This window comes from Streptomyces caniscabiei (assembly GCF_014930365.1).
GTDB lineage: Bacteria > Actinomycetota > Actinomycetes > Streptomycetales > Streptomycetaceae > Streptomyces > Streptomyces caniscabiei.
The window spans coordinates 40,399-67,050 of sequence record NZ_JABXWI010000010.1; the positions used below are offsets into that span (position 1 = coordinate 40,399).

22 protein-coding genes are annotated in these 26,652 nt (G+C 73.1%); 10 read left to right on the forward strand and 12 right to left on the reverse strand.

Annotated elements, in window-relative coordinates:
* Positions 1-79: 79 nt before the first annotated feature.
* Genes HW837_RS26475 through HW837_RS26490 form a run of 4 tightly spaced genes read right to left on the reverse strand, consistent with a single transcriptional unit; the run spans position 80 to position 4,412 of the window.
* Positions 80-1,996: a VgrG-related protein gene (locus HW837_RS26475; protein ID WP_093792348.1), complete on the reverse strand. Its 1,917-nt coding sequence runs from the start codon at positions 1,994-1,996 to the stop codon at positions 80-82.
* Positions 1,996-2,721: a CIS tube protein gene (locus HW837_RS26480; protein ID WP_193382704.1), complete on the reverse strand. Its 726-nt coding sequence runs from the start codon at positions 2,719-2,721 to the stop codon at positions 1,996-1,998. The genes HW837_RS26475 and HW837_RS26480 overlap by 1 nt, the downstream gene beginning before the upstream one ends.
* 16 nt (positions 2,722-2,737) lie before the next feature.
* Positions 2,738-3,163, reverse strand: a complete 426-nt coding sequence (locus tag HW837_RS26485; protein WP_045563263.1) for a phage tail protein — start codon at positions 3,161-3,163, stop codon at positions 2,738-2,740.
* Between the two features lie 58 nt (positions 3,164-3,221).
* The gene (locus tag HW837_RS26490; RefSeq protein WP_193382703.1) at positions 3,222-4,412 is read right to left on the reverse strand and encodes a hypothetical protein; all 1,191 of its coding nucleotides are present in this window, start codon (positions 4,410-4,412) and stop codon (positions 3,222-3,224) included.
* 997 nt (positions 4,413-5,409) lie between these two features.
* Between HW837_RS26490 and HW837_RS26495 the strand changes: the two genes are divergently transcribed.
* Positions 5,410-6,102 (forward strand): hypothetical protein, encoded by a 693-nt coding sequence (locus HW837_RS26495; RefSeq protein ID WP_193381755.1) that lies wholly within the window; start codon positions 5,410-5,412, stop codon positions 6,100-6,102.
* A gap of 780 nt (positions 6,103-6,882) precedes the next feature.
* Here the strand turns inward: HW837_RS26495 and HW837_RS26500 are convergent.
* The 4 genes from HW837_RS26500 to HW837_RS26515 form a co-directional block, all read right to left on the reverse strand.
* Entirely contained in the window at positions 6,883-7,041 is a 159-nt protein-coding gene (locus HW837_RS26500; RefSeq protein ID WP_086786782.1) for a DUF6760 family protein, read from the reverse strand.
* Entirely contained in the window at positions 7,038-7,616 is a 579-nt protein-coding gene (locus HW837_RS26505; RefSeq protein ID WP_193381754.1) for a hypothetical protein, read from the reverse strand. Before HW837_RS26505 ends, HW837_RS26500 begins: the two co-directional genes overlap by 4 nt.
* Entirely contained in the window at positions 7,616-8,059 is a 444-nt protein-coding gene (locus HW837_RS26510; RefSeq protein ID WP_033526822.1) for a phage tail protein, read from the reverse strand. Before HW837_RS26510 ends, HW837_RS26505 begins: the two co-directional genes overlap by 1 nt.
* Positions 8,060-8,134: 75 nt before the next feature.
* Positions 8,135-9,712, reverse strand: coding sequence for a phage tail sheath family protein (locus HW837_RS26515; protein WP_045562500.1), 1,578 nt, complete (start codon positions 9,710-9,712; stop codon positions 8,135-8,137).
* 233 nt (positions 9,713-9,945) lie between these two features.
* Between HW837_RS26515 and HW837_RS50410 the strand changes: the two genes are divergently transcribed.
* The 3 genes from HW837_RS50410 to HW837_RS26530 all read left to right on the forward strand — a co-directional run bounded on the left by HW837_RS50410 (position 9,946) and on the right by HW837_RS26530 (position 14,987).
* Positions 9,946-11,937 carry an eCIS core domain-containing protein gene (locus tag HW837_RS50410; protein ID WP_390623559.1) on the forward strand — a complete coding sequence of 664 codons (1,992 nt, stop codon included), beginning with the start codon at positions 9,946-9,948 and terminating at the stop codon, positions 11,935-11,937.
* An 87-nt stretch (positions 11,938-12,024) separates the two neighbouring features.
* Positions 12,025-13,473, forward strand: coding sequence for a hydrolase (locus tag HW837_RS26525; RefSeq protein WP_193381753.1), 1,449 nt, complete (start codon positions 12,025-12,027; stop codon positions 13,471-13,473).
* 95 nt (positions 13,474-13,568) lie between these two features.
* Positions 13,569-14,987 carry a ricin-type beta-trefoil lectin domain protein gene (locus HW837_RS26530; RefSeq protein WP_193381752.1) on the forward strand — a complete coding sequence of 473 codons (1,419 nt, stop codon included), beginning with the start codon at positions 13,569-13,571 and terminating at the stop codon, positions 14,985-14,987.
* 13 nt (positions 14,988-15,000) lie between these two features.
* Here the strand turns inward: HW837_RS26530 and HW837_RS26535 are convergent, their stop codons facing one another.
* The 3 genes from HW837_RS26535 to HW837_RS26545 all read right to left on the reverse strand — a co-directional run bounded on the left by HW837_RS26535 (position 15,001) and on the right by HW837_RS26545 (position 18,603).
* Entirely contained in the window at positions 15,001-17,067 is a 2,067-nt protein-coding gene (locus HW837_RS26535) for an ATP-binding protein (RefSeq protein WP_193381751.1), read from the reverse strand.
* Positions 17,064-17,720, reverse strand: coding sequence for a Pvc16 family protein (locus HW837_RS26540; RefSeq protein WP_045562496.1), 657 nt, complete (start codon positions 17,718-17,720; stop codon positions 17,064-17,066). Before HW837_RS26540 ends, HW837_RS26535 begins: the two co-directional genes overlap by 4 nt.
* 181 nt (positions 17,721-17,901) lie before the next feature.
* Positions 17,902-18,603: a helix-turn-helix transcriptional regulator gene (locus tag HW837_RS26545; protein WP_045562495.1), complete on the reverse strand. Its 702-nt coding sequence runs from the start codon at positions 18,601-18,603 to the stop codon at positions 17,902-17,904.
* Between the two features lie 283 nt (positions 18,604-18,886).
* Here HW837_RS26545 and HW837_RS26550 point away from each other — a divergent pair, with 283 nt between their 5' ends.
* From HW837_RS26550 to HW837_RS26560, 3 genes are all read left to right on the forward strand, one after another.
* Positions 18,887-22,132 carry a helix-turn-helix transcriptional regulator gene (locus HW837_RS26550; RefSeq protein WP_193382702.1) on the forward strand — a complete coding sequence of 1,082 codons (3,246 nt, stop codon included), beginning with the start codon at positions 18,887-18,889 and terminating at the stop codon, positions 22,130-22,132.
* A 51-nt stretch (positions 22,133-22,183) separates the two neighbouring features.
* Entirely contained in the window at positions 22,184-22,621 is a 438-nt protein-coding gene (locus HW837_RS26555; RefSeq protein WP_193381749.1) for a DoxX family protein, read from the forward strand.
* A gap of 105 nt (positions 22,622-22,726) precedes the next feature.
* Positions 22,727-23,434: a hypothetical protein gene (locus HW837_RS26560; RefSeq protein WP_045562492.1), complete on the forward strand. Its 708-nt coding sequence runs from the start codon at positions 22,727-22,729 to the stop codon at positions 23,432-23,434.
* Here the strand turns inward: HW837_RS26560 and HW837_RS26565 are convergent.
* Positions 23,411-24,463: a helix-turn-helix domain-containing protein gene (locus tag HW837_RS26565; protein ID WP_045562491.1), complete on the reverse strand. Its 1,053-nt coding sequence runs from the start codon at positions 24,461-24,463 to the stop codon at positions 23,411-23,413. The genes HW837_RS26560 and HW837_RS26565 overlap by 24 nt on opposite strands.
* Positions 24,464-24,624: 161 nt before the next feature.
* Here HW837_RS26565 and HW837_RS26570 point away from each other — a divergent pair, with 161 nt between their 5' ends.
* From HW837_RS26570 to HW837_RS26580, 3 genes are all read left to right on the forward strand, one after another.
* On the forward strand, positions 24,625-25,089 hold the full coding sequence (locus HW837_RS26570; protein WP_045562490.1) for a peptidase inhibitor family I36 protein: 465 nt from the start codon (positions 24,625-24,627) through the stop codon (positions 25,087-25,089).
* A gap of 190 nt (positions 25,090-25,279) precedes the next feature.
* A complete protein-coding gene (locus HW837_RS26575) occupies positions 25,280-26,173 on the forward strand; it encodes a hypothetical protein (RefSeq protein WP_193381748.1) in 894 nt (297 codons plus the stop codon).
* A 93-nt stretch (positions 26,174-26,266) separates the two neighbouring features.
* Positions 26,267-26,650 (forward strand): peptidase inhibitor family I36 protein, encoded by a 384-nt coding sequence (locus HW837_RS26580; RefSeq protein ID WP_193381747.1) that lies wholly within the window; start codon positions 26,267-26,269, stop codon positions 26,648-26,650.
* The last annotated feature ends 2 nt before the right edge of the window (positions 26,651-26,652 follow it).

Sequence of the window (26,652 nt, forward strand, 5' to 3'; positions counted from 1 at the left end):
GCCACCCCTCTTTCTGGTACGTACGACTTCTCGGCGGACATGTGGACGTGTGGAGGTAGGGAGGTGCGGACGACGGCCGTCATGGGATCGGGTACGGCTTCTTGTTGACCAGCACGATGCCCGTGATGTCGACGTTGGCCGCGCGCAGCGCCGCCTGCCCGACGGCGTTGATCTGCACGGTCCCGGCCGCGCTGATCGTCGCGGCGCCGGCCGCGCTCATGGTGAGGGCGCCCACGGCGTTCACGTTGACCGCGCCGCCGAGCGACCGGAGGCCGACGATGCCCTGGCCCTGGAGGTTCAGGGGGCCGCCGCTGCGGATGGTCACGGAGCGGCGCGCGCTCAGCGTCAGATCGGTCCCGGCCTTCACCGACACCGAGGTGCCGCCGGTGATGCTGACGGCACCCTTGCTGTCCACGGTGATCTCGGTCTTCGTCCGGTCGAGGTTGATGATCAGCCGGTCGTTGCCGGTGGCGAGGCGAACGCCCTGCTTGCGCAGGCCGGTCTGCTGGCTGAGCAGGTCCACCCGGTTGCCCTCCCGGTCGGACAGGGTGTGCCGGATCGCCTTCTTCCTGACCGGGTCGTGCAGGTGCACGTCCTTCACGGGGGTCGGCTTGTCCACGCCGTTGTAGAGGCCGCCGATGACGAACGGGTGGTCGAGCGCGCCCCGGTCGAAGGCGACCAGCACCTCGTCACCGACGTCCAGCGGGAAGATCCCGCCGCCGCCCTTGCCGCCCATCTGCACGGTCCGCGTCCAGTCGCTGACGTACGCGTCGTCCAGCCACGGGAACTGCAGCTTCACCCTGCCCTGCTTCAGCGGGTCCTGTACGTCGGTGACGAGGGCGTTGGCGACACTGGGCAGCCGCGGGGCCGCCGTCCCGCCGCCCGACGTCAGCCCGAACAGCGAGCGCCACTGCCGGCCGCTGACGGTCACCCACGTCTCGTAGTGGCTGCCGTCGCCGAAGGTGTGCCGTACGGAGGTGCAGGTGTACTTGCCCTCGAAGGGAGCGCCCACGTCGGAGAGCGTGATCGGCACACCGGGGCGCAGCAGCGGGTTGCCGCGCACCGTGACCTCCAACTCGGCGAAGGCGGAGGTGATGTCGTCGGCGAGGGAGCCGGCGGCGTGCGTGACCTCGCTCTGCAGGTCGTACGGCGTGTCCGTCTCGACCAGTTTGGCGGCCTTGAACGGGCTCGCCGCCTTCTGCGGGGTGGTGCCGATGGCGATACCGGGGTTGGCGTCCGCCTGCGTCGTCGCGGTCAGCTTCTTCTTCGTCGTGACGTTCCAGCCGCGCGCCTCGACCTTGCCGACCTGGTCGGAGGCGGTGACGGCGGCACGGCAGCGCAGGATGTCGAGGCCTGCCTTCAGTTCGAAGGGGTTCTTCCGGCCGGGGGCGCTCGACGCGGGGGCGCCGGACGCCGGCTTCGGCCTGACGAACTGGAACTTCCCCTTCGCGTCCAGCGACATCACCATCTCGTTCTCGTCGGCGAGCCGCGCCAGGAAGTCCCAGTCCGTCACGTTGGACTGGCTGATGAAGTCGTAGACGGTCTTGGTGGACTGCACCTGCCCGACCGGGACGCCGTTCATCGCGGCCAGCTTGCGGGCGATGTCGGAGGCCGTCTGATTGCGGTACGCCGCCACCCTGCGCACCCGCATCAGCCGGTGCCCGGCGTCGTAGCCGCGCACGACGGTGAAGGTGCCGGTGCCGTCGTAGTCGGTCTCCATCCCGGTGACCTCGCCGGTGAACACCGGGTTCCCCGCGCCCTGCCCGCCGGCCACGGGCGAGATGACCACAGCGGAGCCGAACTTGACGTTCAGTTTGCCCAGCAGCAGCCCGTGCGGATCCCGGAAGGTGAGCCGGAACGCGCCGGGCACCCCGGCCCCGAGGTCGACCCAGCCGCCGACCAGCAGGTCGGCGTAGTCGGTCGGCAGCTGCCTGCCGTCGACGGTGACCTGGATGACGTTGGAGAAGGACGGGTTTCCGGCCTGGGACCCGCCCATCAGTAGCCCACCTCTCCGGCCGACGGGAGGACGAGTTCGATGCCGGTGGGCAGCCGGGTGGGGTCGTCGATGCCGTTGGCCTCCGCGATCGCCCGCCACGCGGACGCGTTGCCGTACTCCCGCCACGCCAGCGACTGCAACGAGTCGCCCGCGACGACCCGGTGCACACTCCGCGCGGTCAGCGCGCCGGACGTCGGGTTCTGCCCCTTGGTGTTGCTGGGGATCTCGTGCAGCGACAGCCGGCAGGTGGCCCGGATCGGCACGCCGGTCGTCCCGAACAGGGAGTACGTGACATCCACGGAACTGACGTACGCCGTGAAGCGGGCCGTCGAGAACGACCCCCACTGGAACACCACCCAGGGCGGCGACGGCTGCTTCGCCGCGAGGCTCTTGGAGGTGACCTCGCAGCACGACAGCAGCGACTCCACCTTCTTCAGGACCGTGGTGCCGCTCGGCCGGGCGGAGGAGTCGAGGAAGATCTCGACGTTCATCTGCCGGGCCTCCGGCCCCATGAACTCCGGCAGGGCACCGTCGCGCACGGCCGCGCTGATCGTGGTCTTCCACTGGGCGCCCTGGCGCAGCGTCAGCTCCGCCGGGTTGAACTCGAAGCTGAACGTCCTGATCAGTCCGCCGGGGGTCGTGCTCGTCCCGACCGGCGGCTCGTGGATGGCCAGGGTGGCCCGCACGAGGCTCTTGCCCGCGCCGCCCTTGCTGCCTTTCGCCATGATCCGTGCCCCGCCCTCAGTCCGTGAATCCGTGGTGCGTGATCTCCAGGACCTCGGTCGCCACGCTCGGGTTCGACGGGTCCAGGGACGGCCCCTGCCAGCTCACCGGCAGGACGTCGATCAGCCCCCAGTGGGCCACCTCCGAGCCGTCCGCGCGCAGCGCCGCGATCTGGGCGGTCGGGCGCTTCACGCCCGTCGCCACGGACGAGATCCACGCCGCGACCTTCGCCGTGTCCGGGGTGAGCGGCCTCGTCAGCCGGATGTTCGAGAACGTCACGCGCGACGGGAACTGCCAGACGAACCCGTTGTTCCCGCCCTCCTGGCGGTGCTCGATCTCCACCGTCGAGGACAGCCCCTCGCACCCGTTGAAGTACCCGAGGCTCTCGCCGTCGATCGTCAGGGTGAAGTAGATGGTGGAGCCCGGGTCGAGATCGCGGGGCATCGGGGTGGGCCTTTCTGCGGACGGGGGTCTGTTGCGGTTGGGGGGGGCAGAGTCGGGGTCAGTGGCGGGGGTCGCGGAGTTTGCCGATGCGTTCGCGGTCCAGGCGGAGTTCGGTGCGGACGAGGCGGGTGATGCGGCCGATGAGCTTGTGGGTCAGCTCGTCCAGCTGGAAGTCGGTGAGGGAGCGGGGGTCGAACTGGGCTCCGGTGTCCGCCGGGGTGGAGGAGGGCGGGGGGTTGGCGGACGCGGTGCGGTGAGCTGTGGCGGTGGTGGTGGCAGTGGTTGTGGTGGCGGGGGTGGGGCGGAGAGGGGCTTCTGGGGCTCGCTGGATGTGGGCGGGTGCGGGTGCGGGTGCGGGGGGCGGTGAGGGCAGGGGTGGGGCGGGTGCCTGGGGGGTGACGGGCGGTGCGGGTGGGGATGGCGCTCGGCGTTGGACCACCGGGAGGGCGGGGAGGGGGGTCGGCTTCTGAGGTGCGTGCTGGAAGTGCGGGGGCGTCGTGGGGGCGACGGTGGTGGGGGAGGCGGGCTTGTTCGTGGTGAGGCGCTGTACGGCGGTGCCGGTGCCGGTGCCGGTGCCGGTGCCGGGGGTCGCGGGGCGGCGCAGGGGGACGGCGGACCCGGGGGTCTGACGCTGGAGCGCGGGGGGCGGGGCCGGGGTCGGCAGGGCCGTGGTGAGGGCGCGGGTGGGGGTGAGGGGGCGCACGGGGGTGGTGGTGAGTGCGGGTGGGGCGGAGGGGGTGGGCAGGGTGGACGACACGGGCAGGGCGCCGGACAGGGGCAGGGCGGCGGCGGACATCGGCAGGGCTGAGGGGGTCTGCGGCTTTGTGGGGGCCGTCGGGGTGGTGGTGCGTCCGGTGCTGTGCCGGGTCGGGGTGTGGGGCGGCTGCGGGCCGTACGTGGCTGGTCGCGCGGTTGCCCGCGGCCCTTCGGGGCGGCGTTGGGCCGGGCCGGTGGGGGCCGTTGCCCGCTGTACGGGAGAGGGGTGGGCGAGGGGGCTCGGGGCGCCGGGGGTCGGGCGTCCGACCAGGGGCTGCGTGTCGCGGGGCGGGGTGGTGAGGGGAGCGCCGAGAAGGGGGCGCTGGCGGGGGGTGGAGGTCGGGGTGGGGGCGACGGTGGGCTGCGTCGTCGGCGCCGGGGGTGTGGGCGCGGGTGCGCTGGCGGCGGCGGGCGGCACAGGGCCGGAGGTGGGGGTGCCGAGGCCCATGCGCCGGGGGGTGGGGGAGGAGTTGGTGGTGGCGGGTGTGGACATCGGGCCGGGGGTGGGCGCCGTGCCACGGGGGTTGGAGGTTGTCCGCTGGATCGCGTCGGCCGCGCTGGGGGCGGGCGGGGCGGCGGCGGTCGCGGAGGCGGAGACGCTCGGGCCAACTGGCGTGGCGCCGAGGCCCGTTGGCGTCGCGCTGCGATCGGATGTGGCCGAGGCGCCGGTCCCGGGCGGTGTGGCTGCCGTACGGCTGGGGGCTGCCGTCGCTCGCTGCACGGCGGTAGAACCGGAGGCGTGCGGCGTTGTCCCGGGGGCCGTGCGGGGCGTGGCGGGGCCGGTGGGGGTGGTGCCGTGAGGTGTCGCCGGCCGGGGAGCGGCGTCGCCCACCGGGGTGCCGAGACCTGCCCTTGACGGTCGGCTGACGGCCGCCGGGGCGCTGGTTCCGGGCAACGTGCCACCGGGGCGGGCGGATGCTGCGCGAGCGCCCCCCGATGCCGCGGTGGGGGTGGTGGCCGCCGCGGTACGGCTGGGACCGGTCGCTGTCCGCTGGACGTCGCGCTCGGCAGGGCTGGGGGTGGCCGGGGTGCGGACCGGGGCGGTGCGCGGGGCGGTGGGACCGGCCGTATCGGCGGGGTGGGGTGCCGTGGCACCGGCCTCGGGCGCGGACCGCTGGACGTCGCCCTTGAAGCCGCCGGGCACGCCGGAGTCGGTGCCGGCGCCGAGAGAACGGCCCGAGGGGGCGCCGGGGCCGGGCGCTGCGCGCTGGACACCGACCTCGCCGCGTACGGAGGCGGAGGGGACGGGGGTGGAGGCGGAGCCCGTACCTGCGGGTTCGCCTGTCGCGGCGTGGGACGTGGTCGTCGCCCGCTGGACGCTGACCTCACCCCGTCCGGGGGCGGCGGGGCTCCCCGCAGGCTGGTTGCCCGTGGGGTCGGACGGGGGCGTGATTCCGGCCGGGTCGCCCGCTGCGCGTCGGGGCTCCCCTGACGTGCTGGCGGCGCGCTGCACGGTACCGGCGGGATTCGCCGCCACACGGCCGGAGTCGGTGGCCGCGGCACCGGGCTTCGCCGTGGCACCGACCGGGTTCGACGTCGTACGGCCGGGGCTCGTGGTGGCGGCACCGACCGGGTTCGACGTCGTACGGCCGGGGCTCGTCGTGGCGGGACCGACTGGGCTCGACGTCGTACGGCCGGGACTCGTGGTCGTGCCGGCGGAGTTCGTGCTCGTACGGCTGGGCGGCGGCGTCGTACGACTGGGAGTTGGCGTCGCGCCGACCGGGTTCGACGGCGCGCGGCCGGGACCCGCCGTCCCGCGATGGGGACTCGCCGTCGTGCCGGCGGGACTCGTCGCCGTACCGGCGGAGTTCGGTGTCGTACCGCCGGGCCTCGGCGTCGCATCCCCGACAGGGTTCGGCCCCCTCCGGTCGCCGGTCGCCGACGTACCGCCGGAGTCGGGTGTCGTCCCGGCGGCGGGGTCGGGCGTCGCCCGCTGGATGGCCGGACCCGTGTCAGCGGGAGCGGCGGCGCTGTTGCCGGAGGGAGCTTCGGCCGCGCTCGTGGAGCTGACCGCAGGCGTCTCGGCCCCGGCCGGCGTCGCGGCAGGCGCCGTCGCCCGAGGGGTGCCGCCGGACGCGCCGACCGGGCCCGTACCCGAGTTCGCCGAGCCCGCCCCGCTCCCCGTGGACGCCGTACGACCCGATACCGGACCCGGCGCCGACGAGCCACCGGAAGCCGTGTGACCGGACGAGGAGCCGTCCGCTGCCGTACGTCCGGGCGGCGTACCCCCGGCTGCCGTCGCCGCAGGCACCGTACGCCCGGGCGCGGCGCTGCTCGAAGGCGTCGGACCCGAAGCCGTACCCTCCGGCGCCCCGGCGGGCCCGGAGGGCTGTGGCCGTGACGCGGGCAGGGTCCGGCGCTGGACGGCCGGTGCGGCGGCCTTGGTCAACGGGGCCGGACGGGTGGCGTGGGGCCGTGCCGGGGTGACCCGGGGGCCGGCCGGACGGGACGGCGTGACCCGGTACGGCGCTCGCTGCACAGGCCCAGGGGCGGCGGACGGGGGCACGGAGGGGGCGACCGGGGCCTCCGGCTCCTCGTACGCCACCGGCAGTGTGCGCGACGGCAGTTCCAGGCCGGCGACGGGCGCCGCCGACGTGGTGAGGACGTTCTTGACCAGACCGCCCGGCGCGCCGGGGAGCACGGCGTGGGACAGGGTCCCGGTGAAGGACGGGTTCTGCCAGGTGCTCAACCGCCCGCTGAACCCGGCGTCCGCGACAGCGGCCGACCCCCCGAGGGCCCGCTGGATCGGCCCGAGCCCTTCCCAGCCACCGCCGAGAGCACCCCCACCGCCGGAAACGGCCGAAGCACCCTCGGCGCCCGAACCGACCCCAGCACCCGAAGCGCCCCCGGCCTCTCCGCCCGACGCACCCCCGGCCCCGTCGCCCAACGCGCGCCCGTCGACCCCGCCCCGGCGCGCCGCCGACCCGGCGGCGCCCCGAAGGCGATCCATGAACCCCACGTGATCAGCCCTCCGACCCGCCCCGTGTCACGAGGGACGCGATCTGTTCGGTGTAGCGGCGGCGGTCGTGGTGTTCGAGGTCGAGGATCTCCTCGAAGCTCCAGTGGAAGTGGAAGGCGACGTACGCGATCTCCTCGTGCAGCCGGTCGGTCGCGTACGTCACGATTCCCCCAGGCGGCTCCCGCCGAGTTCGACCTCGAAGGGCTCGGAGCAGTGGGGGCACTCCACGGCCGCGCGGGTGTGGCCCTCCGCGTTGACCTGCCGGTAGAAGTCCTGGAGGAACGCCAGGTCGGACGCGAACATGTTCTCCACGATCCCGTCGTGGACCATCGGCAGATTGCCCAGCCGGGTGATGACCCGGCCGAGCAGCACGACCGACAGGTACGCCGGGTTCTCCTGGACCCGGACGTCGCGGAGCGGGATCAGCTCGTCCCGGGCGGTGGCGAGACGCATCACGCCCTCCCGGTGGACGTTCCCCGCCTCGTCGACGTAGCCGCGCGGCAGTTCGAACGGGAACTCCGTCCGCAGCCGCTGCGCCACCGGCGCGACAGCAGGAGCGGGGGCGGGACCCGGAGCGGGGGCGGGCGCCGCGCCCGGCACCGGTCCCGGCGCGGCGGGAGCGAAGCCCGCCGCCGGAGCCCCGGCCCCCTCCGGTCCCGGCACCGGACCCGCCGCCGGGCCCGCGCCCGGTACGTCCACGATCGAGCCCGCGCCCGACCTGCCAGCCGTGCGCCGCATTACTCGATGACCAGTTCTTCGAAGACGATCGTCACGGTCTCGGTGAGCGCGGAGGCCTCGCCCGCCTTGAGGGTGCTCGCGTCGATCTTGCTGCACCAGGCGTTGCGCATGTTGTACCGCTTCACCGGGTTGTTCTGATAATCCATCATGATGATCGACGCGTTCTTCCGCGCCGAGCCCATCTGACCGTTGATCGAGTCGTTGATCCACGTGTTGAACGCGGCCGACTGGGTCATGCCGCGGACCACGGTGCACTGCCCGTTCTTCTGCACACCGGGCAGCAGGTTGACCTCGGGCCGGCCCTGGGCGGAGTTCTGCTGGTACGTGATGACGTCCTGTTCGAGGGTGAGGCCGCTGACCTCCGCGAGGTACTCGACCATCACCCCGTCGATCTGCAGGCCGAAATTGTGTGAAGTAAGGGCGTCACCCGGCGCGAGACTCATCTGTTCTGTGTCCTTCTAAGGGCAGGGAGGGGCAAGGGGCTTCAGCGAAAAACGGGGGCGCGGGCCGGTGACGGCCTACTCCTCCAGTTCGCCGCTGCCGCTGGAGAACTGGGCCAGCCGGAAGATCACGAACTCGGCGGGCTTCACCGGGGCGATACCGATCTCGCAGATGACCCGGCCGAGGTCCACCGACTCCGGCGGGTTGGTCTCCTCGTCGCACTTGACGTAGTACGCGTCCTCGGGCCGCTGGCCGAACAGGGCGCCCTGGCGCCACTCGTTGACCAGGAACGCGGAGACGTTGCGCCGGATCCGGGCCCACAGCGCGTGGTCGTTCGGCTCGAACACCACCCACTGGGTGCCGATCAGGATCGACTCCTCCAGGTAGTTGAAGTACCGGCGGATGTTGAGGTAGCGCCAGGCCGGGTCGGAGGACATGGTGCGGGCGCCCCAGACGCGGATGCCGCGGCCCGGGAAGGCACGGATGCAGTTGACGCCGATGGGGTTGAGCAGGTCCTGCTCGCCGCGGGTGATCTGGAGTTCCAGGTCCACCGCGCCGCGGACGACCTCGTTGGCGGGGGCCTTGTGCACACCGCGCTCGAAGTCGTTGCGGGCCCAGACACCGGCGACGTGGCCGCTCGGCGGGATGACGCGGGACTGCCCGCTGGCCGGGTCGAAGACCTTGATCCAGGGGTAGTAGAGGGCCGCGTACTTGGAGTCGTAGCCGGCGGTCTCCTGGCGCCAGACGCGGATCTGGCGGGCGTTGAGGCCGGGCGGCGGGTCGATGACGGCGACCCGGTCGCCCATCAGCTCGCAGTGCGCGATCAGACCGAGCTGGACCGCCTTGACGGCCTCCAGGTCGATCGCGCCGCGCTGGTAGGCGGCCATCAGGTCGGGCACCGCGACCATGGAGATCTCGTCCACGGCCTCCAGGCCGCCGAAGCCGGTGCGGTCGGCGGAGTCACCGAGGTACTCGGCCGGGCCGGGGTGGGCGTCGTCGTTGCCGGCGGGCGCGACGGCGGCCGGGGCGGCGGGGGCCGCCAGCGCGACGGTCTGGTTGTCGGGGCGCACGAGCTGCGCGGCCGGCACGGTCTCCTGGACCGTGATCAGCTTGGAGCGCTCCTTGACCTGGGTGACGACGTAGTTGCGGCCGCCCTTCTTGGCGGTCACGTCGAAGGTCTCGACCGGCTTGTCGCCGTCCTTGACGATCAGCCTGAAGCGCTCGGCGGGACCCTCGCCCTCGGGGTCGGCGACCTCGACGCTCAGCGAACCGCCCGCGATCGCGGTCACACTGAAGGTGCCCAGCTGCTTCGGCTCGCCCGCCGGGAGCGCGGCCGGCGCGGCGGACCCCGTCACGGCGGCCGGGGAGCCGGCGGACGCGCCGTCCTGGGCCGTGCCGCCCACACGGACGACGTACGCGGCGCTGCCGCCGTTGTTGAAGAACCCGTACACCGAGTGCGCGAGGTAGTAGCCGTCGGTGAACTCGCCGAACGCCGCGACGAACTGGGACCAGTTGGTCACCAGCGTCGGCTCGTTCAGCGGACCGGTCGGGGCCAGGCCGACGAAGGCGGCCACCGAGGTGCCCACACCCTCGATGGGACGCGAGCCGCTGGCCACCTCCTCGACGTAGACGCCCGGCGACAGGTAGGACGGCATGCTCTGCTCTCCTTGGGGTACGAGACAGGTCGCCTCTCACCCTCACGCGCGAAGCGCGTCCCTCGAAACGTCCCGGAGGGCCGGGTCGGGGGCAGTGCCGTTGCCCGCAGGGGCACACCGGAGGGCAACGGCGGCCCGCTCTGCCCCCGGGGCTGCCCCCGAGTACCTCCCGCGGCGGGCGCCGGTCCGGTAAGCCTGATCGCCCCGACCAGTCGTCGAGCCGAGGAGAACCGGTGCGCGCGCAGAAGGCAGCGAACGGCATGGAGCGGGGCCGGGCGGGAGGCGACCGCGGGCCCGGCCGCGTCCCGCTCCAGGGGACCGCCGCCGCGTTCCTGGCCCTGCAACGCGCCGCGGGCAACGCGGCGGTGGCCCGCGCCGTCGAGGAGGAGCGCCACCGGCACGGCGCGGACTGCGGGCACGACGCCCCGGTGCAGCGCTCCGCCGTGCACCAGGTCCTGAGCACCTCGGGAACGCCGCTGGACCCGTCGCTGCGCACCGAGATGGAGAGCCGCTTCGACGGCGAGGACTTCAGCGGCGTCCGCGTCCACACGGACACCGTGGCCCAGCGGTCCGCGGCGGAGATCGGGGCACGGGCGTACACCTCCGGGTCCCATGTGGTCTGGGACGGCCGCGACAAGCACACCCTCGCCCATGAACTGCACCACGTCCGCCAGCAGCGGCAGGGCGCCGTGCCCGGCACGGACAACGGTTCCGGTCTGAAGGTCTCCGACCCCTCCGACTGGGCGGAGCAGGAGGCGGAGACCACCGCCCGGCAGGTGATGGGCGGGCCCGCCCCCGTGCAGCGCGCGACGGACGGCCCGCCGCGCGCGGAAGAGCCGAGCGCGGCGGCCGCGCCCTCGGGCCGGCGCGGGCCCACGGTCCAGCGCAAGGGGCACGAGACGCTGGAGAGCGTGGCGAACGCCCCCGCGACGACGCTGGCCGGCCGGCTCGCCGGCTGGATCAAGGAGAAGCCCGCCTCCGAGGTGGTGGCACCGGTCAAGGCGGCCGTCCTGGCCTACGACCGCTCCACGGTCCGTGACCCAGAGCAGTGCATGAACCAGCTGGCGGACCTCCAGGTGCTCGCCATGCCGTTGCGCGAGGGCGCGCTCCCCGGCGACCTGCGCTACCTGGACCAGGTGATCGCCGCCGTCCGCGCCGAGCTGGAGGTCGTGAGCGGGCAGGTCGCGCGCGACGCGGGCATGCCGGAGTCGGCGGCCGCGCCGTACAAGGCCATGACCGACCGGGGCACCATGTGGAAGGATGAGCAGTTCGCCCAGAGCACCGTGAACTTCGACATGTCCGGCGCCAGTTACGTCCGCGAGATGTCGGAGATGAACCGGGCGGAGCTGACCAAGGAGATCGGCGGCGCCGGCGGTAAGGCCTGGGTCAGGGACGTCAGGGCCAAGCTGGAGAACGCGCTGGGCGACAGCGTGCTCGCCCACTACACCAAGGAGCACCGGGCGCAGGCCATGCTCGGCTCGGACAAGAAGCTCAAGCCCAAGTCGGAGCTGGGCGACGCCGAGAACAACACCATGAACGTCGACGAGCTGGTCCTCGGCAACGACGGCTTCGTCTTCTTCTACATCGAGCCCCGGGGCAAGACGGACCGCGCTCCGCGCTTCGGCGAGATCCGGCTGGAACTCGGCATCGAGCGGCTGGTGAGCGAGGGATGGATCATGCTGAGCGACTTCATCCAGCGCGACTACCCCGCACTCGTCGCCCCCGCGGACCGGCCGGACCTGACGGAGCACAAGGCGAAGTCGGATCAGCGGGAAGCCGCGGCGAAGCAGGCCGGACACAAGTCGGTCCGTGAGTTCCGGCGGGGACAGATCGACGGCGAGGACATGATGAACTCGATGACGGCCTTCCAGCACATCACCGACCCGGAGCAGAAGCAGGCGCTCACGTTGGCCCGGCAGTTCGCGCACATGGTGCCGGGCGACGAGATGGTCTACGGCCCGGAGAAGGAGGTCAAGCGGCCCGAACTCCTGCACAAGAACATCCTCACCGGCGCCGACATCGTCCCCGGTCTGGTGGAGCGCGCGATCGTGGAGATCATCCGCTTCGAGCAGGCCAACCCGCCGCTGGCCCAGCGGCTGAAGGCCATGAGCGGGGCCGAGCTGATGGACTTCCTGCTGCGGGACCTGCTGCGTCCGCAGGCGATGCTGCCCAACTCCGTGGACCTCTCGAACGCCAACGTCACGAGGGTCAAGGGCAAGGGCTGACGACCCTGTGCGAGGCTGCCCCTTGAGGCAGGGAAGGCTGCCCCGGCGTCTCTGACCCGCCGCCGGGCACTGCCGTAGCGTCCCGGTGTGAGCCTTTGGACTTCCCTCGAACCCGCCTCCGCGACCGTGGACCCGGGGAGCAGTACGACCGTACGGCTGCGCCTGCGCAACACCGGTGACGTGGTCGACGAGTACCGCTTCGAGCCGGTCGGTGACATCGCGCCGTGGACGACCGTGGAGCCGCAGACGCTCCGGTTGTACCCGGGGACGACGGGATCGGTGGAGCTGACGTTCGCGCCGCCCCGTACCCCGGACGCGACGGCCGGCCCGAACGCGTACGCCGTGCGGATCCTGCCGACCGAGCATCCGGAGGCGACGACCGTCCCCGAGGGGAACCTGACGATCACCCCGTTCACGGAGGTGCGGGCGGAGCTCGTCCCGCCGACGGTCAAGGGCCGCTTCCGGGGGCGGCCGAAGCTCGCCGTGGACAACCTGGGCAACACCAAGGTCACCGCCTCGGTCAGCGGCAGCGACAACGGCGACCAGCTGTCGTACGACATCCATCCGAGCAATGTGCAGATCGAGCCCGGCCGTGCCGCGTTCGTGAAGGCCACGCTGAAGCCCCGGCAGATCATCTGGTTCGGGTCCAAGGAGGAGCGGCCCTACACCTTCGCGGTGAAGCGGTCGGGGGTGACACCGCTCGACGTCGAGGGCACCTATGTGCAGCGGAGCTTCCTGCCCGGCTGGCTCGCCACCTGCCTCGGCATCTTCCTGGCGCTCGCGATCACGTTCCTGACGCTGTGGCTGGCGTACCGGCCCCCGGTGGTCAGCGCCACCACGGAGCTGCGGGAGGCCGCCGTCAGCACGCTGCCGCCCTCTCCCTCGCCGAGTCTGTCCGCCCCCGCGGAGCCCACGCCTTCCCCGCCGGCTGTCTCCTCGGCGCCCCCGCAGACGGAGGAGCCGAAGAGCGACGGCGGGAGCGGCGGTGACGACGGGGGCGGCGGATCCGGCGGCGGGGGCGAGGAGAAGCCGAAGAAGGCGCCGACGGCCGCGACCGCCGTACGGCAGCTGGCCGCCTCGGACCCGGGCGGCCGGCACATCTGCTACCGCGCCTTCGTGAAGGGCAAGGGCTGGACGGCCCCCGAGTGCGACGGAGACACGGCCGGCACGGTCGGCCAGGGCAGGCCGCTCACCGCGCTCAACATCGCGGTGGCCGGCGTGGGCGGCACCGCCAGCGCCGCCTTCGTCCACAACCCCGGCTCGACGAACGGTCAGGGGCATTACGTGGAGCCCTGGTCGGGCGCGCCCGACGGCCTGGACAACTACGTCGGTGACTCCAAGAAGGACGCCCCGGCCATGCTGGGCTTCACCGTCAACGTCGACGAGGGCGCCCGAGGGGTCTGCCAGTCGGTCCACCAGAAGGACCGGGGCTGGCAGAACCTGGCCTGCGACAAGCCCGGCGAGGGGGAGCGCTACATCTTCGGCGGCACCCTCGACAACGGCATCTGGCTGGAAGCCGTCAAGTTCACGGTGTGACAAGGCCGTTGGGGCGGGGTCGGGTGGCCGTCGGGGCAGCCGGTCCTGCCCCGGCGACTCCTGACCGTACGCGGCCGGTCGCGTAGCGTCCCTCCGTGAGCCTTTGGACTTCGCTCGAACCCGCCTCCGCGACCGTGGACCCGGGGAGCAGTACGACCGTACGGCTGCGCCTGCGCAACACCGGTGACGTGGTCGACGAGTACCGGTTCGAGCCCGTCGGCGATGTCGCGCCGTGGACGACCGTGGAGCCGCAGACCCTGCGGCTCTACCCGGGCACGACGGGCACGGTGGAGCTGACGTTCGCGCCGCCCCGTACCCCGGACGCGACGGCCGGGCCCCACCCGTACGCCGTGCGCATCACCCCCACGCAGCACCCGGAGGCGACGACCGTCCCCGAGGGCAACCTGACGATCACGCCGTTCACGGAGGTCAGGGCGGAACTCGTCCCGCCGACCGTGAAGGGACGCCTGCGGGGGCGGCCGAAGCTCGCCATCGACAACCTCGGCAACACCAAGGTGACCGCCTCGGTCGGCGGCAGCGACAACGGCGACCAGCTGTCGTACGACATCCATCCGAGCAATGTGCAGATCGAGCCCGGCCGTGCCGCGTTCGTGAAGGCCACGCTGAAGCCCCGGCAGATCATCTGGTTCGGGTCCAAGGAGGAGAGACCGTACGCGCTCGCCGTGCAACGGGCGGGCGTGGCACCGCAGTCCGTCGACGGCACCTATGTCCAGCGGGGATTCCTGCCGGGCTGGCTGGCCACCTGCCTCGGGGTGGCCGTGGCGCTGGCGATCACCTTCGTGACGCTGTGGTTCGCCTACCAGCCCAAGGTCGTCAGCGCCGCGAGCGACCTCCAGCAGGCCGGTACGACCGCCCTGCCGAGCGCCAGCCCGTCCGCGATGGCCCCGGCACCCACCATCTCCGCGGCGCCGCTGCCCTCCGAGACGCCCGAGGCTCCCCCGCGGGAGGAGCAGCCCGAGGAGGACCCGGGCCCCGGCTCCGGTTCGGGCGGGGGCTCAGGTTCCGGCTCCGGCTCCGGTTCCGGTTCCGGGGGTTCGGGCTCCGGGGCGGACCGGGAACCGGACACCAAGGAGACGCCGAAGAAGAAGCCGTCGGCCGTCAAGGGGTTCGCGATCATCGGCAAGGGCTCCAACCGCTGCGTCGACGTCACGGACGCGCAGAACGGCAAGGGCAAGGACGGCACCCCGCTCCAGATCTGGGACTGCGCCGGCTCGGCCAACCAGAAGTGGGACTTCCGGGGCGACGGCACCGTGCGCTCCCTCGGGCTGTGCATGGACGTGGCGTGGGGCTCCCGGGACGACGGCGCGGTCATCCAGCTCGCCCGGTGCAGCGGCAACCCCGCCCAGCAGTTCGTGCTCAGCACCGAGGGCGACCTGGTCAACCCGCAGGCCGACAAGTGCGTCGACGTGAAGGACAACGGCACCCGCAACGGCGCCGACCTCCAGCTGTGGACCTGCGCGGGCACCCCGAACCAGAAGTGGCGCGTGAAGTAGCCACCGTGGCTGCCTACCAGTTGCCCTCGCCCGGCACCAGCCGTCCGGCCTTGCGGTACTCGCGCTCCGCGCCCTCCCGCAGGTCGGCGGTGGTGACGGGCCCGCCGCGTCCGGCGGCGGCGTAGGCGGCGGTGACGACCGCGCTGCGGATGGAACCGCCGGCCAGCTCGAAGTCACGGGCGACCGCCGTCGGATCCGTGTCGTCGGCGCGGGGCACGGCCCCCAGGCTGTGCCGCCACAGGGCCAGCCGCTGCGCGGTGTCCGGGAACGGGAAGTCGACCACGAGATCCAGCCGCCGGGTGAACGCCTCGTCGATGTTGGCCCGCAGATTCGTGGTCAGCAGGGCGATCCCGTCGAAGGACTCCAGCCGCTGGAGCAGATAGGCGCTCTCCATGTTGGCGTACTTGTCGTGCGCGTCCTTGACCTCCGAGCGCTTGCCGAACACCGCGTCCGCCTCGTCGAAGAGCAGCACGGCGTCGGTGCGGTCGGCCTCGGTGAAGATCCGCTCCAGGTTCTTCTCGGTCTCGCCCACGTACTTGTCGACCACCGAGGAGAGCTGCACGACATAGAGGTCCAGCCCGAGTTCGGCCGCCACGACCTCCGCCGACAGCGTCTTGCCGGTGCCCGACTCGCCCGCGAAGAGCCCGAGCACCCCCCGGCCCCGGCCGCCCCCGGCGCTCAGCCGCCAGTCACCGAGCACCCGGTCGCGGTGCCGGGCGCGCAGGGCGAGTTCCCGCAGCTGGGCGAGGGGCTTGTCGGGCAGCACGAGGTCGTCCCAGCCGACGTCGGGGCGGATCCGGCGGGCGTGCCGCTCCAGCCCGGAGGCGGACTGCAGACGCGCCGCGAGCCGCAGATGGGCCGCGGTCACCTCGGTGCCGTCGAACGCCGCGAGGTCCACGGCCGCCCGGGCCGCCCGCTCGATCCGGTCACCGCCGAGCCGGTACGGGGCGACCGTGGCCGCCAGGTCGAACCCGGGCCCGTCCGTCCCGGCGCCGAGCGCCGCCGCCCAGGCGTCCACCGCGCCCGTGGGCGGCCGGGGCACGTCGAGGACCAGCGGATCACGGTCGCACCACTGCGGGTCGTACGGCTGCGGCCCCGCGAACAGCACGGTCACGTCGGCCGCCGTCAACGCCCGGAACAGCGGCCCCGGTTTCTCCGGCAACGGCGTCACCACGACCGCGCACCCGCGCAGCCGGGCCTCGCGCAGCAGCCGGGGCAGCAGCGCGGACAGCTCGCCCTCGGCCGCCGGGGGCGTGAAGTGCAGCGCGTCCGTCCCGGCCAGTCGCAGGGCGGCTCCCGCGCGCAGCAGGCCGTCGCCCTCGCGGTGCTCCCGCAGATGCACGGTGACCGGAGCGGCGGCGAGCCGGGCGGCCAGCCGGGCCGTGAACCCGCCGTCCTCCCCGGACGAGGGCGCGCCAGGAGTTACCGCCGACGCCGATGCGGACGCGGACGGCGACGGCGACCCGAAGGGACGGGCATGGCCGACCAGCGCCGGGTCCAGCGTGTCGTCCCCGAGGAGATGCGCGACCAGCCGGTCCGGCACCCGCAACCCGCGTCCGAGGAAGGGGCGTTCGGGGTCCTCGACGGTCAGCAGTCCGAGCGCGCTCAGTGGTGCCGAGGGGCGGAACCGGGCCCGCGCCCGCGCCAGATGCACGGGCAGCCCGCACAGATCGAGCGCGAGCCCGACCGTGGCCCGACGCCTGCTCACGTCGTCGTTGAGATAGCCGTACAACTGCTCGTAGGAGCGGTCCAGATCGGGCGCCAGGGCGATGAGCAGGATCCGTGTGTCCAGCTCGGTCAGCCCCAGCCGCCCCGCGAGCGCCTCCAACGGATCGTCCGGGGCGGCCCTCCGGCCGGGGTCCGGGTCGTGCTCCGGGTCGGCGAAGACGGACGGGTGCGGGCGCGTGGACGGTTCCAGGAGGTGCCGTACGCCCTCCTCGGACAGGTAGAGGCCCCGCAGCGGATCGCTCGCCGTCGGATCACCGGCGCCGCGCTCCGCCACCAACTCGGCCACACGTCCCCGCAGTCGGGCCAGCCGGATCAGGAGCCCCTCGGTGTCCGCGCCTACGTGCACGGTCACCGGCGCCGCTCCTCGGTGACCGGCGCCGACGCCAACTGCCCCGGTCGGTGGGCGCGTTCCTCCGAGCCCTCCGGCGAGCCGTCGATGCCGCGCACCCGGATCGCCGCACCCTCGGTGACCGGGGGACCGGCGTCGTACTCGGGGAAGGCCGGGAACGGTGCGGTGACCACGAGGTCGAGGGACGGCTTCAGCTCGCCTCCCAACGCGGACCAGATCTCGGCGAGAGACCGCGACTCGGTGTGCAGCCCCGCCACCGACAGCGGCACGGACAGCCCCAGCGCGCCGAGCGCGGCCGGGAGTTCACCCGGCGGCAGCAGCTCGCGCGTCAGCAGGTTGGCGAGCACCGCCGAGAGCAGCCGGTGTTCGTCCTGGGGTTGCTTGGTCCAGGCCGTCACCAGGTACGACAGCCGGAACCAGCGGGGCGGCTGCCGGCGGCGTACGACGATGTCACGCTCGTCGCGGACCGGCATGTGGCCGCGCTGGCGGCGCGAGACGTCCTCACGGATGTCGTACAGATAGGTGTTGACGGCGGGCGCGTTGCGCCGGGCCGCCCAGTCGCGGGTCGGGGCCTCGAAGGAGACGTCGATGCCGGAGCCGGCCAGGGCACCACCGCCGATCAGTCCCTTGAGGACCTCGTCCACCTCGTGGATCACGGTCGTGCTCCTGCTGGTGTCGGATGTCTGTCCGCCGCCGTGTCGGACGTCTGCCCGCCGTCGTCCCGGACGTCTCTGCGCCGAATCCTGCCCCGCGCGGGCACCGCGCCCGTAGACGCGCCGGGGACGACCCGCGGGCACAGTGCGCTGCCCAAGTGGGCGGGTGCGGCTGCCCGTTCGATCAGATGTAGCCTTCACGGAGGGCATAGGCCACCGCGTGCGCCCGGTTGCGGAGATGCAGTCGGGTGGTGAGTCCGTGCATCACGTTCTTGACGGTGCGTTCGGAGTAGGAGAGCTTGCTCGCGATCTCGCCGGTGTCCATTCCCTCGGCCACCAGCCGCAGGACGTCGATCTCCCTCGGTACCAGGCCGGACAGCGGCGCCCCGGTGCGCCCGGCGACCGAACGCTGCAACGTCCCCACCTGGTTGATCAGCCGGCCGAGCAGATCCGCGGGCAGGTCACCGTCGCCGCGCGAGGCCGCGAGCACCGCCTGCGCCAGCCGGTGCGCGGTCGCCTCGTGGCGCCACACGATGGCTCCGACCCCGCACTCGATGACGTCGAGCAGCTCCGTCTCGCGGATCATGCTCACCACCAGCACGGCCCGCGCCCCCTCGCTGCGCACCAGCCGGCGCAGCACGGAGAGCAGTGACTCGTCCGGGGTGTCACCGACGAGCACCGCCACGGTGCCCGGCCGTACCTCGGCGTCGTCCGTGAGGTCGATCACCGGGTGCCCCCGCAGCTGGCTGAGCACGCCGGCGCGGGAGAGGGGGTCGGGGGTGTGGACCACGACCGGGATGCGGCGCCGGGTCTCCTGGGGCTCCGACGCGGCGGTCGCCGCGGCGGTGGCCGTCGCCGTGTCCGTGGTGCGAAATGTGCTGCGCAACCGTTTCTCCCGTATGCACGAAAACGCCACTCCTGTGAGGGGAGTGGCCGATGGGCTCGATTCACACTTCTGTGTGACGCGTGCGCTGCGCAATCGTGGAGGACCACGAGACACACCACGAGATCCCCGGGGACCTGACCACGGGACCACCACGGGACGACCGTGGCACTCGCCACGGGATCGGCCACGGCGTTTTCACGCCGACCGGCCGCGAACGGTGCACCTCGACGGGCCCTGCCCCGTCTACGGAAGCGGAAAACGACCTTCCACGAAGGAGACAGCGATGTGCCCGCCGGAACCGCTTCTCGAACGCCGTGAGGCCATGGAGCTGCTGACCGCGGAGGCAGCCCGTGCCCGGACCGGCTCGGGCCGCCTGGTGCTGCTCCGGGGCGCCACCGGCACCGGCCGCACCGCGCTCCTGGAGTGGGCGGCCGACCACGCGGCGGCGAACGGCATGCGGGTCCTGCGGGCCCGCTGCTCGCCCGAGCACACCTCCGTACCGTTCGACACGGTATTCCAACTCCTTTCCCACGGAACGGAGTTCGACCAGATCGCCGGGGAGGCGCCGGACCCGCCGGGCACCCCGCCGCACCGGGGCAGGCCCGCCCGGCTGTGGCGCCTGCTGCGTTCCTACGCGGCCGAGTCCCCCCTCCTCGTCGCCGTGGACGACGCGCACGCCGCCGACCCCGCCTCCCGCCGCTGGCTCGTCGAGGCCGTCCGCCGCATCGACCGGCTGCCGGTCCTCCTGGTGGTCACCGAGCGCGGCCAGTACGACATCGACCCCCCGGCGGACGGTCTCGCGCACGCCCTCTCGCCTGCCCTCGTGCACACCCGCACCCTTGCCCCGCTGAGCGCGGACGCGGCCGCGCGCCTGGTCCGTACCGTCCACGCCGGTGCCCCGCCGGAAGGGATCGACGCCTGCTTACGCGCGGGCGCGGGCAACCCGCTGTTGCTGCGCGCCCTGCTGTCCGACCTCCGTACCACGCACCCCGGGGCCCTCCCGGCTGCCCTTCCGGACACCTGCGCGGCGCTCTACCCGGGCACCTACGCCGCCGCGGTGTCCTGGTGGCTGGACAGCGCCGGCCCGGCGACCGTCGAGGTCGCCCGCGCCCTCGCCGCCCTCGACGACGCGAACGCTCCCGCGCAGGGTGACGCGGCCACCCCCGCACCGGCCGACGCGCACGGCTTCGCGCAGGCCGACGCGCACGCTCCCGCCCCGGTCCACCCGGGCACCTCCGTACCGGCCGACGGGCACGCCCCCGTACGGGGTGACGCGCACACGTCCGTACCGATCGACGCCGACCTGCTCGCCCGCACGGCCGGTGTCGACCCCGCCCGCGTCCCCGGCTGGCTCACCGCGATGACCGGCCTCGGTCTGCTGCGCCCCGACGCCGAGGGCCGGCCGCGCTACGCCCACCCGCTGCTGCGGGACGCCGTGCTCGGCGGCTGGGCCGGCGCCGACCGGCAGACCGCCCACCGCCGGGCCGCCGAGGCGCTGCTGCACCGCGGCGACAGCGCCACCGCCGTCGCCGCCCAACTGCTGCGCTGCGGCCCCGTGGGCGAGGCGTGGGCGACCGGCGCCCTGCTCGACGCCGCCGAGCTCGCCGTCCGCGACGACCGCGACGACGACGCCCTCGCCCTGCTGCGCCGCGCCCTCGACGAACCGATGCCGGCCGCCCGCCGCACCGCGGTCCTCACCGAACTGGGCTCCCTGGAGTACGCCACCGTACGGTCCGGCGCGGGCATCCCCCGGCTGGTCGAGGCGATGCGCCGGCCGGGCCCGCCCCGCGAGCGCGTCCAGGCGGCGGTCGCCCTCGGCACGGCCCTGGCGCGGCGCGGCGAGGCCCGCGCCGCCGTCGACGTGCTGCGGGGGCTGCACGACGAGCACCTGACGGACCATCCGGACCTGATCCGCACGGTCCGCACCGCCTCGGCGCTGCTCTCCGACCACGACCAGGGCGTACGACAGGAGGTCTACCGCCGGCTGCGCGAAGCCGCCGAGGAGACCCCCCACCTGGTCGGCACCGCCGGGCAGGCCCTCCTGGTGCGCTACGAGGCCACCGCAGGTCTCACCTCGGCGGCAACCGCGATGGACCGCATCCGCGCCCTGCTCGCCCAGCCCGTCGACCCGACGGACGAGGTGTTCCTGCTGGGCACGGCCGCCGCGGTCGCCCAGTGGGCCGACCAGCTCGACGAGGCCGAACGGCTGGTCCACCGCGGGCTCGGCGGCCGGCGGATCTCCCTGCTGCACCCGATGCACCTGGCCCTGCGCAACGTCCGCGTCGACATCATCGCGGCGCGTGGCGCCCACGAGGACGTCCTCGCCGACCCCGAGGTCGCGCGCGCGGTCGCCGGCCGCCCCGAGTCCGCCAACGCGCTGGCCCACGCGGTCGTCGCCCTGGTGGAGACCGACCGCACCGACGAGGCCGCGCGTCTCGCCGACGCGTTCGACCTCCAGAACGCCCACGACTCCTGGGAGTTGAACCGCTTCCTCTACGCGCGCGGCGTCCTGCGCGCCGCCACCGGCGACCAGGCGGCGGCCCTCGACGACTTCCTGGAGTGCGGCCGGCGTCAGTCGGCGCGGGACGTGGCGAGCCCCGTCGTGACCCCCTGGCGCACCGCCGCCGCCGAGTGTCACCTCGCTCTCGGCCGCCCCCACGAGGCCCTCGCCCTGGCCGAACAGGAACTCTCCCTGGCCACCGTCTGGAACACCCCCCGGGTCGTCGGCCGCGCCCTCACCACGCTGGCCACGGCCACCCGCGGCCGCCGAGGCCTCCACCTGGCCGACCGCGCGGTCCACCTCCTGCGCCACGGCGTCGACGCCGACTCCCGCGACGTGTCCGGGGCCCTGGGGGAGGCCGGGCCCACGGCGGCGGCGGCGATACGAGCGGCCTCGACCGCGACGGCGGCGCGGGGTGCGGCGGCAACGAAGGGAGCGCTCTCCCTCTGGAGTGCCACGGCGTCGGCCGGCGCGCCCGTGAGGGTGACGGCGATGCGGGGCTGGGCCCTGGGCGGGGGCCCGGCGCTGGCCGTGGGCACCTGGCCGGCGGGCGGAGCGCCCACGCTCTGGTCGATCGACGGCGGGGCGGCGGCGGGCACCCGTCGGGGGACGACGGGGGCGGGTGGTGCGCCGGTCGAGGTCGAGCTGATACCGGCGCTTCTGGCGCAGGGGCGGCAGCTCGCCGCCGCCGGGGAGCGGGCGCGGGCCCGGGACGCCTTCCGGGAGGCGGCCGAACGCGCCGAACGACTGGGCGCGCACCGCCTGCGCGCGATCGCGGAGTCGGCGCTGCGCGAGGGTGGCGCCCGCCGTACCGCTACCGCGCTCACCGGGCCCGCCGCGCTGACCGCCGGGGAACGCCGTATCGCCGAACTCGCCGCCCAGAACCGCACGAACACGGAGATAGGACAGCTCCTCCACCTGGCGCGCCGCACCGTCGAGACCCATCTGACCAGCACCTACCGCAAGCTCGGCATCCGACGCAGATCCGAACTCGGCGCGGCGCTGGCGAACTCGGGGGAGACCCCCTGACCCACCCGAGACGGCGCGTCCGCCCTTCGTGCCGAAATCCGCAGAGCACCCATGAGCAGCCCTCCGCGCCTGGAGGACTGGCCGGCGGCCCGCAGACCCCTCGTGCTGGGGCTGCTCCGCATCGCCCTCGGCCTGCTGTTCGCCGGCGAGGGCACGGCCACGGTCTTCGGCGTCCTGGACCGCAAGACGAGCCCGGTCGGCGACCGGCCCTTCTGGTACGCCGGAGTCATCGAGCTGACCTGCGGCGTTCTGATCCTCCTCGGCGTGGCGACGCGCGGTGCCGCGTTCCTCAGCTCGGGCATCATGGCCTTCGCGTACTTCACGGAACACCAGAAGGACGGCCTCTTCCCCCTCCAGAACGGCGGTCTCGCCCCCGTCCTCTTCTGCTGGGGCTTCCTCCTGCTGGTCTTCGCCGGCCCGGGCGCCCTGGCCCTGTCGGGCCTCACCGGCCGTGCGGCCGGCACCCGCCCCGTACGTGGAACCACGTAACCCGCCACGCACCTTCGCCGCGCGGGCGCGCGGGCCCGCGAACGGGGCCCGCGACCGTGGCATCGTGCGGGGCACCGCCGCTGCCGTCGCCCGAGGAGGCACCCGATGGGCGCCCGTTCGTTCATGCTCGCCACCCGGACACCGATGTCGCGCGACGGCTTCGACGCATGGCTGCGCACCCCCCTGCCGGACCTCGCCGTCATCGACAACCCGTCGGCGATGTACACGGGATGGGCCCTCGACGGCGCCGACCCGGACTGGGACCTGACGGGACTCGCCGCCGGCTCCCCGCAGGCGGCGGCCGCGATCCGCGCCGACCGGACCCGGACCCCCCTGGACCTGCTCGCCCCCCGCGCCCACGGCTACAACCTGATCCGCCACCGGGACGAGGCCCTGGAGGTGTATCTGTACGACTACCACGGCGAGGCGAGCGGCACGCAGACCACCCTGCTGATGCTGGCGGGCGCGGGCCGCTTCGCCCACCCCGGCACCGAGACACCGGTCCTGTACTGGGGCGGCGACGTTCACCCCGGCCTGCCCATGCCCGGCGACGAGCCCCTCGCGGTCCTGCTCGTGGGCGACACCCGGGCGCGCTTCGTCGGCACCTACCCGCTCGACACCCTGATCACGGCCCTGACGCCGGTCGAGTCCGACTTCCTCACGGCGACCGCCGAGGAGAACCCCACCCAAGACTCCCTCGACCTGTTGCTCGACCCCGCCCTGCGCGCCTGGCCGACCCCGACCCCGACCGGGCCGACCGAACACCCCTGCCGGCCTCTCCTGCCCGCGTCAGAGCCCCCCACCTGTCCGTGATGTGCCCCGAGCCGCCGACGCCCCGCGCGCACAGGCGCGGAGCACGGACGCACCGGCCGGCGTGAGGGTGTGCAGCACCGTCGTCGCGTGCCGACTGCTGGTGATCAGCCCCGCGTCCCGCAGCGCGCTGGCGTGCCGGCTGGCCGACGACGCGGACACCCCGGCGGCCCGTGCGATCTCCCCGGTCGTGGCCCCGGCCGCCGAGGCCCACAGGGCGGTGGCCCGGGTCTGCCCGAGCAGAGTGGTCAGGGACGCCTCGGGGGAGTCGTCCAGAACGCGCCGTCCTTGCGGTGACGAGGCCGACGGCTGCTCGTGCAGCAGCGGGTACATCAGCACCTGCGGCAGCCCGGGGTCGGCGAGCCCGACCGGGCGGTGCCAGCAGAAGTACGACGGGACGAAGAGCATCCCGCGGCCGCCCAGGTGCAGATCGCGGTCCACGGCGGGGTGGTAGTCGACGCGCAGGACGGGGGCCTCCCAGCACATGGTGGGGCCGAGACCGGCCAGCATGCCCTCGACACCGCCGTCCAGCAGCCCGCGGCACCGCATCGCCCGCTCGGTCTCGATGCGGGACTGCATCTGTTCCCCGTACGGGGCGATGGCGACCTCGTAGTAGGCGCGCAGCACCCGCACGAGCTCCTGGCGAGGCCGTGCCTCGGCTAATCGCGGGGCCCATGACGGGGCTCCCACGACGCGGTCGAGCATGTCCAATTCCTCCAGGACCCGGCTCGCCGGCGTGGCCAGAACGGCCTCCAGCCCGGCGTCGAAACCGTCGGACGCCTCGAACGGGGTGAGGAAATCCGGGAAGTAGGAGGCCCTCGGGAGCAGCGGCAGCAGCAGGGTGTGCAGAGCACGATCGAGTTTCTTCTCCCGCAGCCGGTGGCGGACGGTGCGGAACCACTCCGCGTAGGCCCAGCGGCCCTGCCGGGTCTGGAAACGGTGCAGGCTGGCGACGATCTCCCAGAACGGATTAGGGGTCGCGGACAAGCGAGTTCTGGCCAGATCGGCGTCGCTGAAATGTATGCGGAGCATCTCGTTCTCCCCCGATGAGCTCAGCTTTTGCGGTCAGCCGCAACAGCATGGCTCGGTGTCAACTTCTCCGCAATGGTGGAACACGCGGATCGAGCCGTGGACGCGCATTGTGGCTCGATCAGGCACGCACGGATGTCGGCCCACTGCGAGGGGAAGATCAATTGAACAAGGCGACCAAGCGGATTCTGGCCATCGCGGCGGGAGTTGTTCTGCCGGTGGGCGGACTGGCGGGCACGGCCACGGCCAGTTCGGCGAGCGATTCGGTCAAGAACACCGCTTATGTCTCGACCGCGGCACCGGCCGGCGATAACGCGATCACCGCGGCACCGCCCGGATGCACGGCGACGAACGTGTGCTTCTGGAACGGCACCAATTACTCGGACGGCCCGGGAAGACTGTCCGGGTCGAACTCGAACTGGACCGCGTTCTCGCACTCCAGCTGTCCGACCGGCACCTGGAACGACTGCGCCTCCTCGGTCTACAACAACGGGACCAGCTGTAGCGCCAATCTCTGGACCACCGCGAACTACGGCGGGTCAAGGCTCACGCTCGGCATCGGTTCGGGCCAGACGGCTCTGAGCTCCACGATGAACAACGCCATATCGTCCAACAACTGGAGCTGCTGAGCCGGTCGATCACGGGGGCCGGCGTCCGGGAGCGCCGATTCACGGACGCCGGCCCCTGCTCACCTGCGAGCCCGCACCGACCACTTACTGATTACTGAGGGGCACCCGGATGGCACGCGGCCCAAGACCTGGTGGTGGCGTTTCGATTTCCTGCGCGCTGGCGGGATTTCTCCTGCTCACGGCATGTGGAGTGGCCGCGCCGGACGCCACGGACGACGAGGGCGGGACGACAGGCCTCACCTCGGCCGAACTCGAACTGCTCACCCGATCCGGCTCCTACGTCCAGGACGAACGCGCGCTGCGCAGGGCCGAATCGGAACTCATCACGGTCTGCATGGCGGACAAGGGTTTCCCGTACCGGGCCGGGACATCCGCGTCCGCACCCATGTCCTTCGAGGAGCAACTGCTGGGCATGGACGAGCGGCGGACCCGAGGGTACGGCCTCCATGCACAGTATGTGGATACTCCGGGATCCGGAGAGAAACGGGAGGGCGGCGAGCCCCTCCCGCCGGGGATGGAGAATGACGCCTATGTGGCCCGGTTGCCCGAGGCGGAAGCGGAAAAGTATGTGCACGCGCTACGCGGAAATGCCTCCGACCGCCGTGAGATGCGGCTCCCGGACGACCAGAGGATCACTTTTTCGGGTAAAGGGTGCGAGGCGGTGAGCCGGGAGGAACTGTACGGAAGTCTGGACGACTGGGCGGCCTCCGAACATGTTCCGCAGATCCTCAACAACTCGCTCACGGGCCGTGTGACAGCGGATCCCGCGTACACGGCCGTCATGCGGAAATGGAAAGAGTGCATGGCCGCGAAGGGATACTCCTACAAGGATCCCGAGGACGCGTACCGGAAACTCAAGGACGAGTACGGAGAGCGGGGCGCCACCCGGGACATGCGAAAGCGGGAGATCGAGGTGGCGACGGACGACGGCACCTGTGCCCGGCAGACGCACGTGCCGAACACCGTCCTTTCTCTCAGAAGGCAGTACGCAAATTCCCTGCCCGCCGCCGACAAACGCGATCTCCGCCAACTCGCCGACATATGGAAGGCCGCTGCCGCACAGGCCCGCAAGCTGACCGAGTGAGAGGAAGCCGCAGTGCGAACAGAGAAAAGGACGAGGACAGGGACGAAGGAGCGGCGGAGGACCGGGGCCAGGAGGAGGGCGAGAAGCAGGGCGTTGATCGCTGTCGTGGCAGGGGCGCTCGTTTCACTGGGCGGCCCGGCGACCGGCACGGCCGTGGCCGACACCGAAGCCGTGGCGCCGCCGGGCTGCTCGGTGGGGTACCTCTGTGTCTGGTCGGGGCCCAACTTCACCGGCCTACCGGGCCGGATAGCGGAGCGGACCTCGATCCCGAACTGGTCCGCGCTGTCCGGCCCGGACTGTCCTGCCGGAGACTGGTCGAGTTGTGCGCGGTCGTTCTACAACAACGCGGTCGCCTGCACGGCGGACCTGTGGTCCGCGCCGAACTACTCCGGAACGAGGCTCTCCCTGTCCCGGGGGACGGGGATCACGAATCCGCCGACGGCGCCACGCGTCTTCTCCAACAGTTGGCGCTGCTGAGG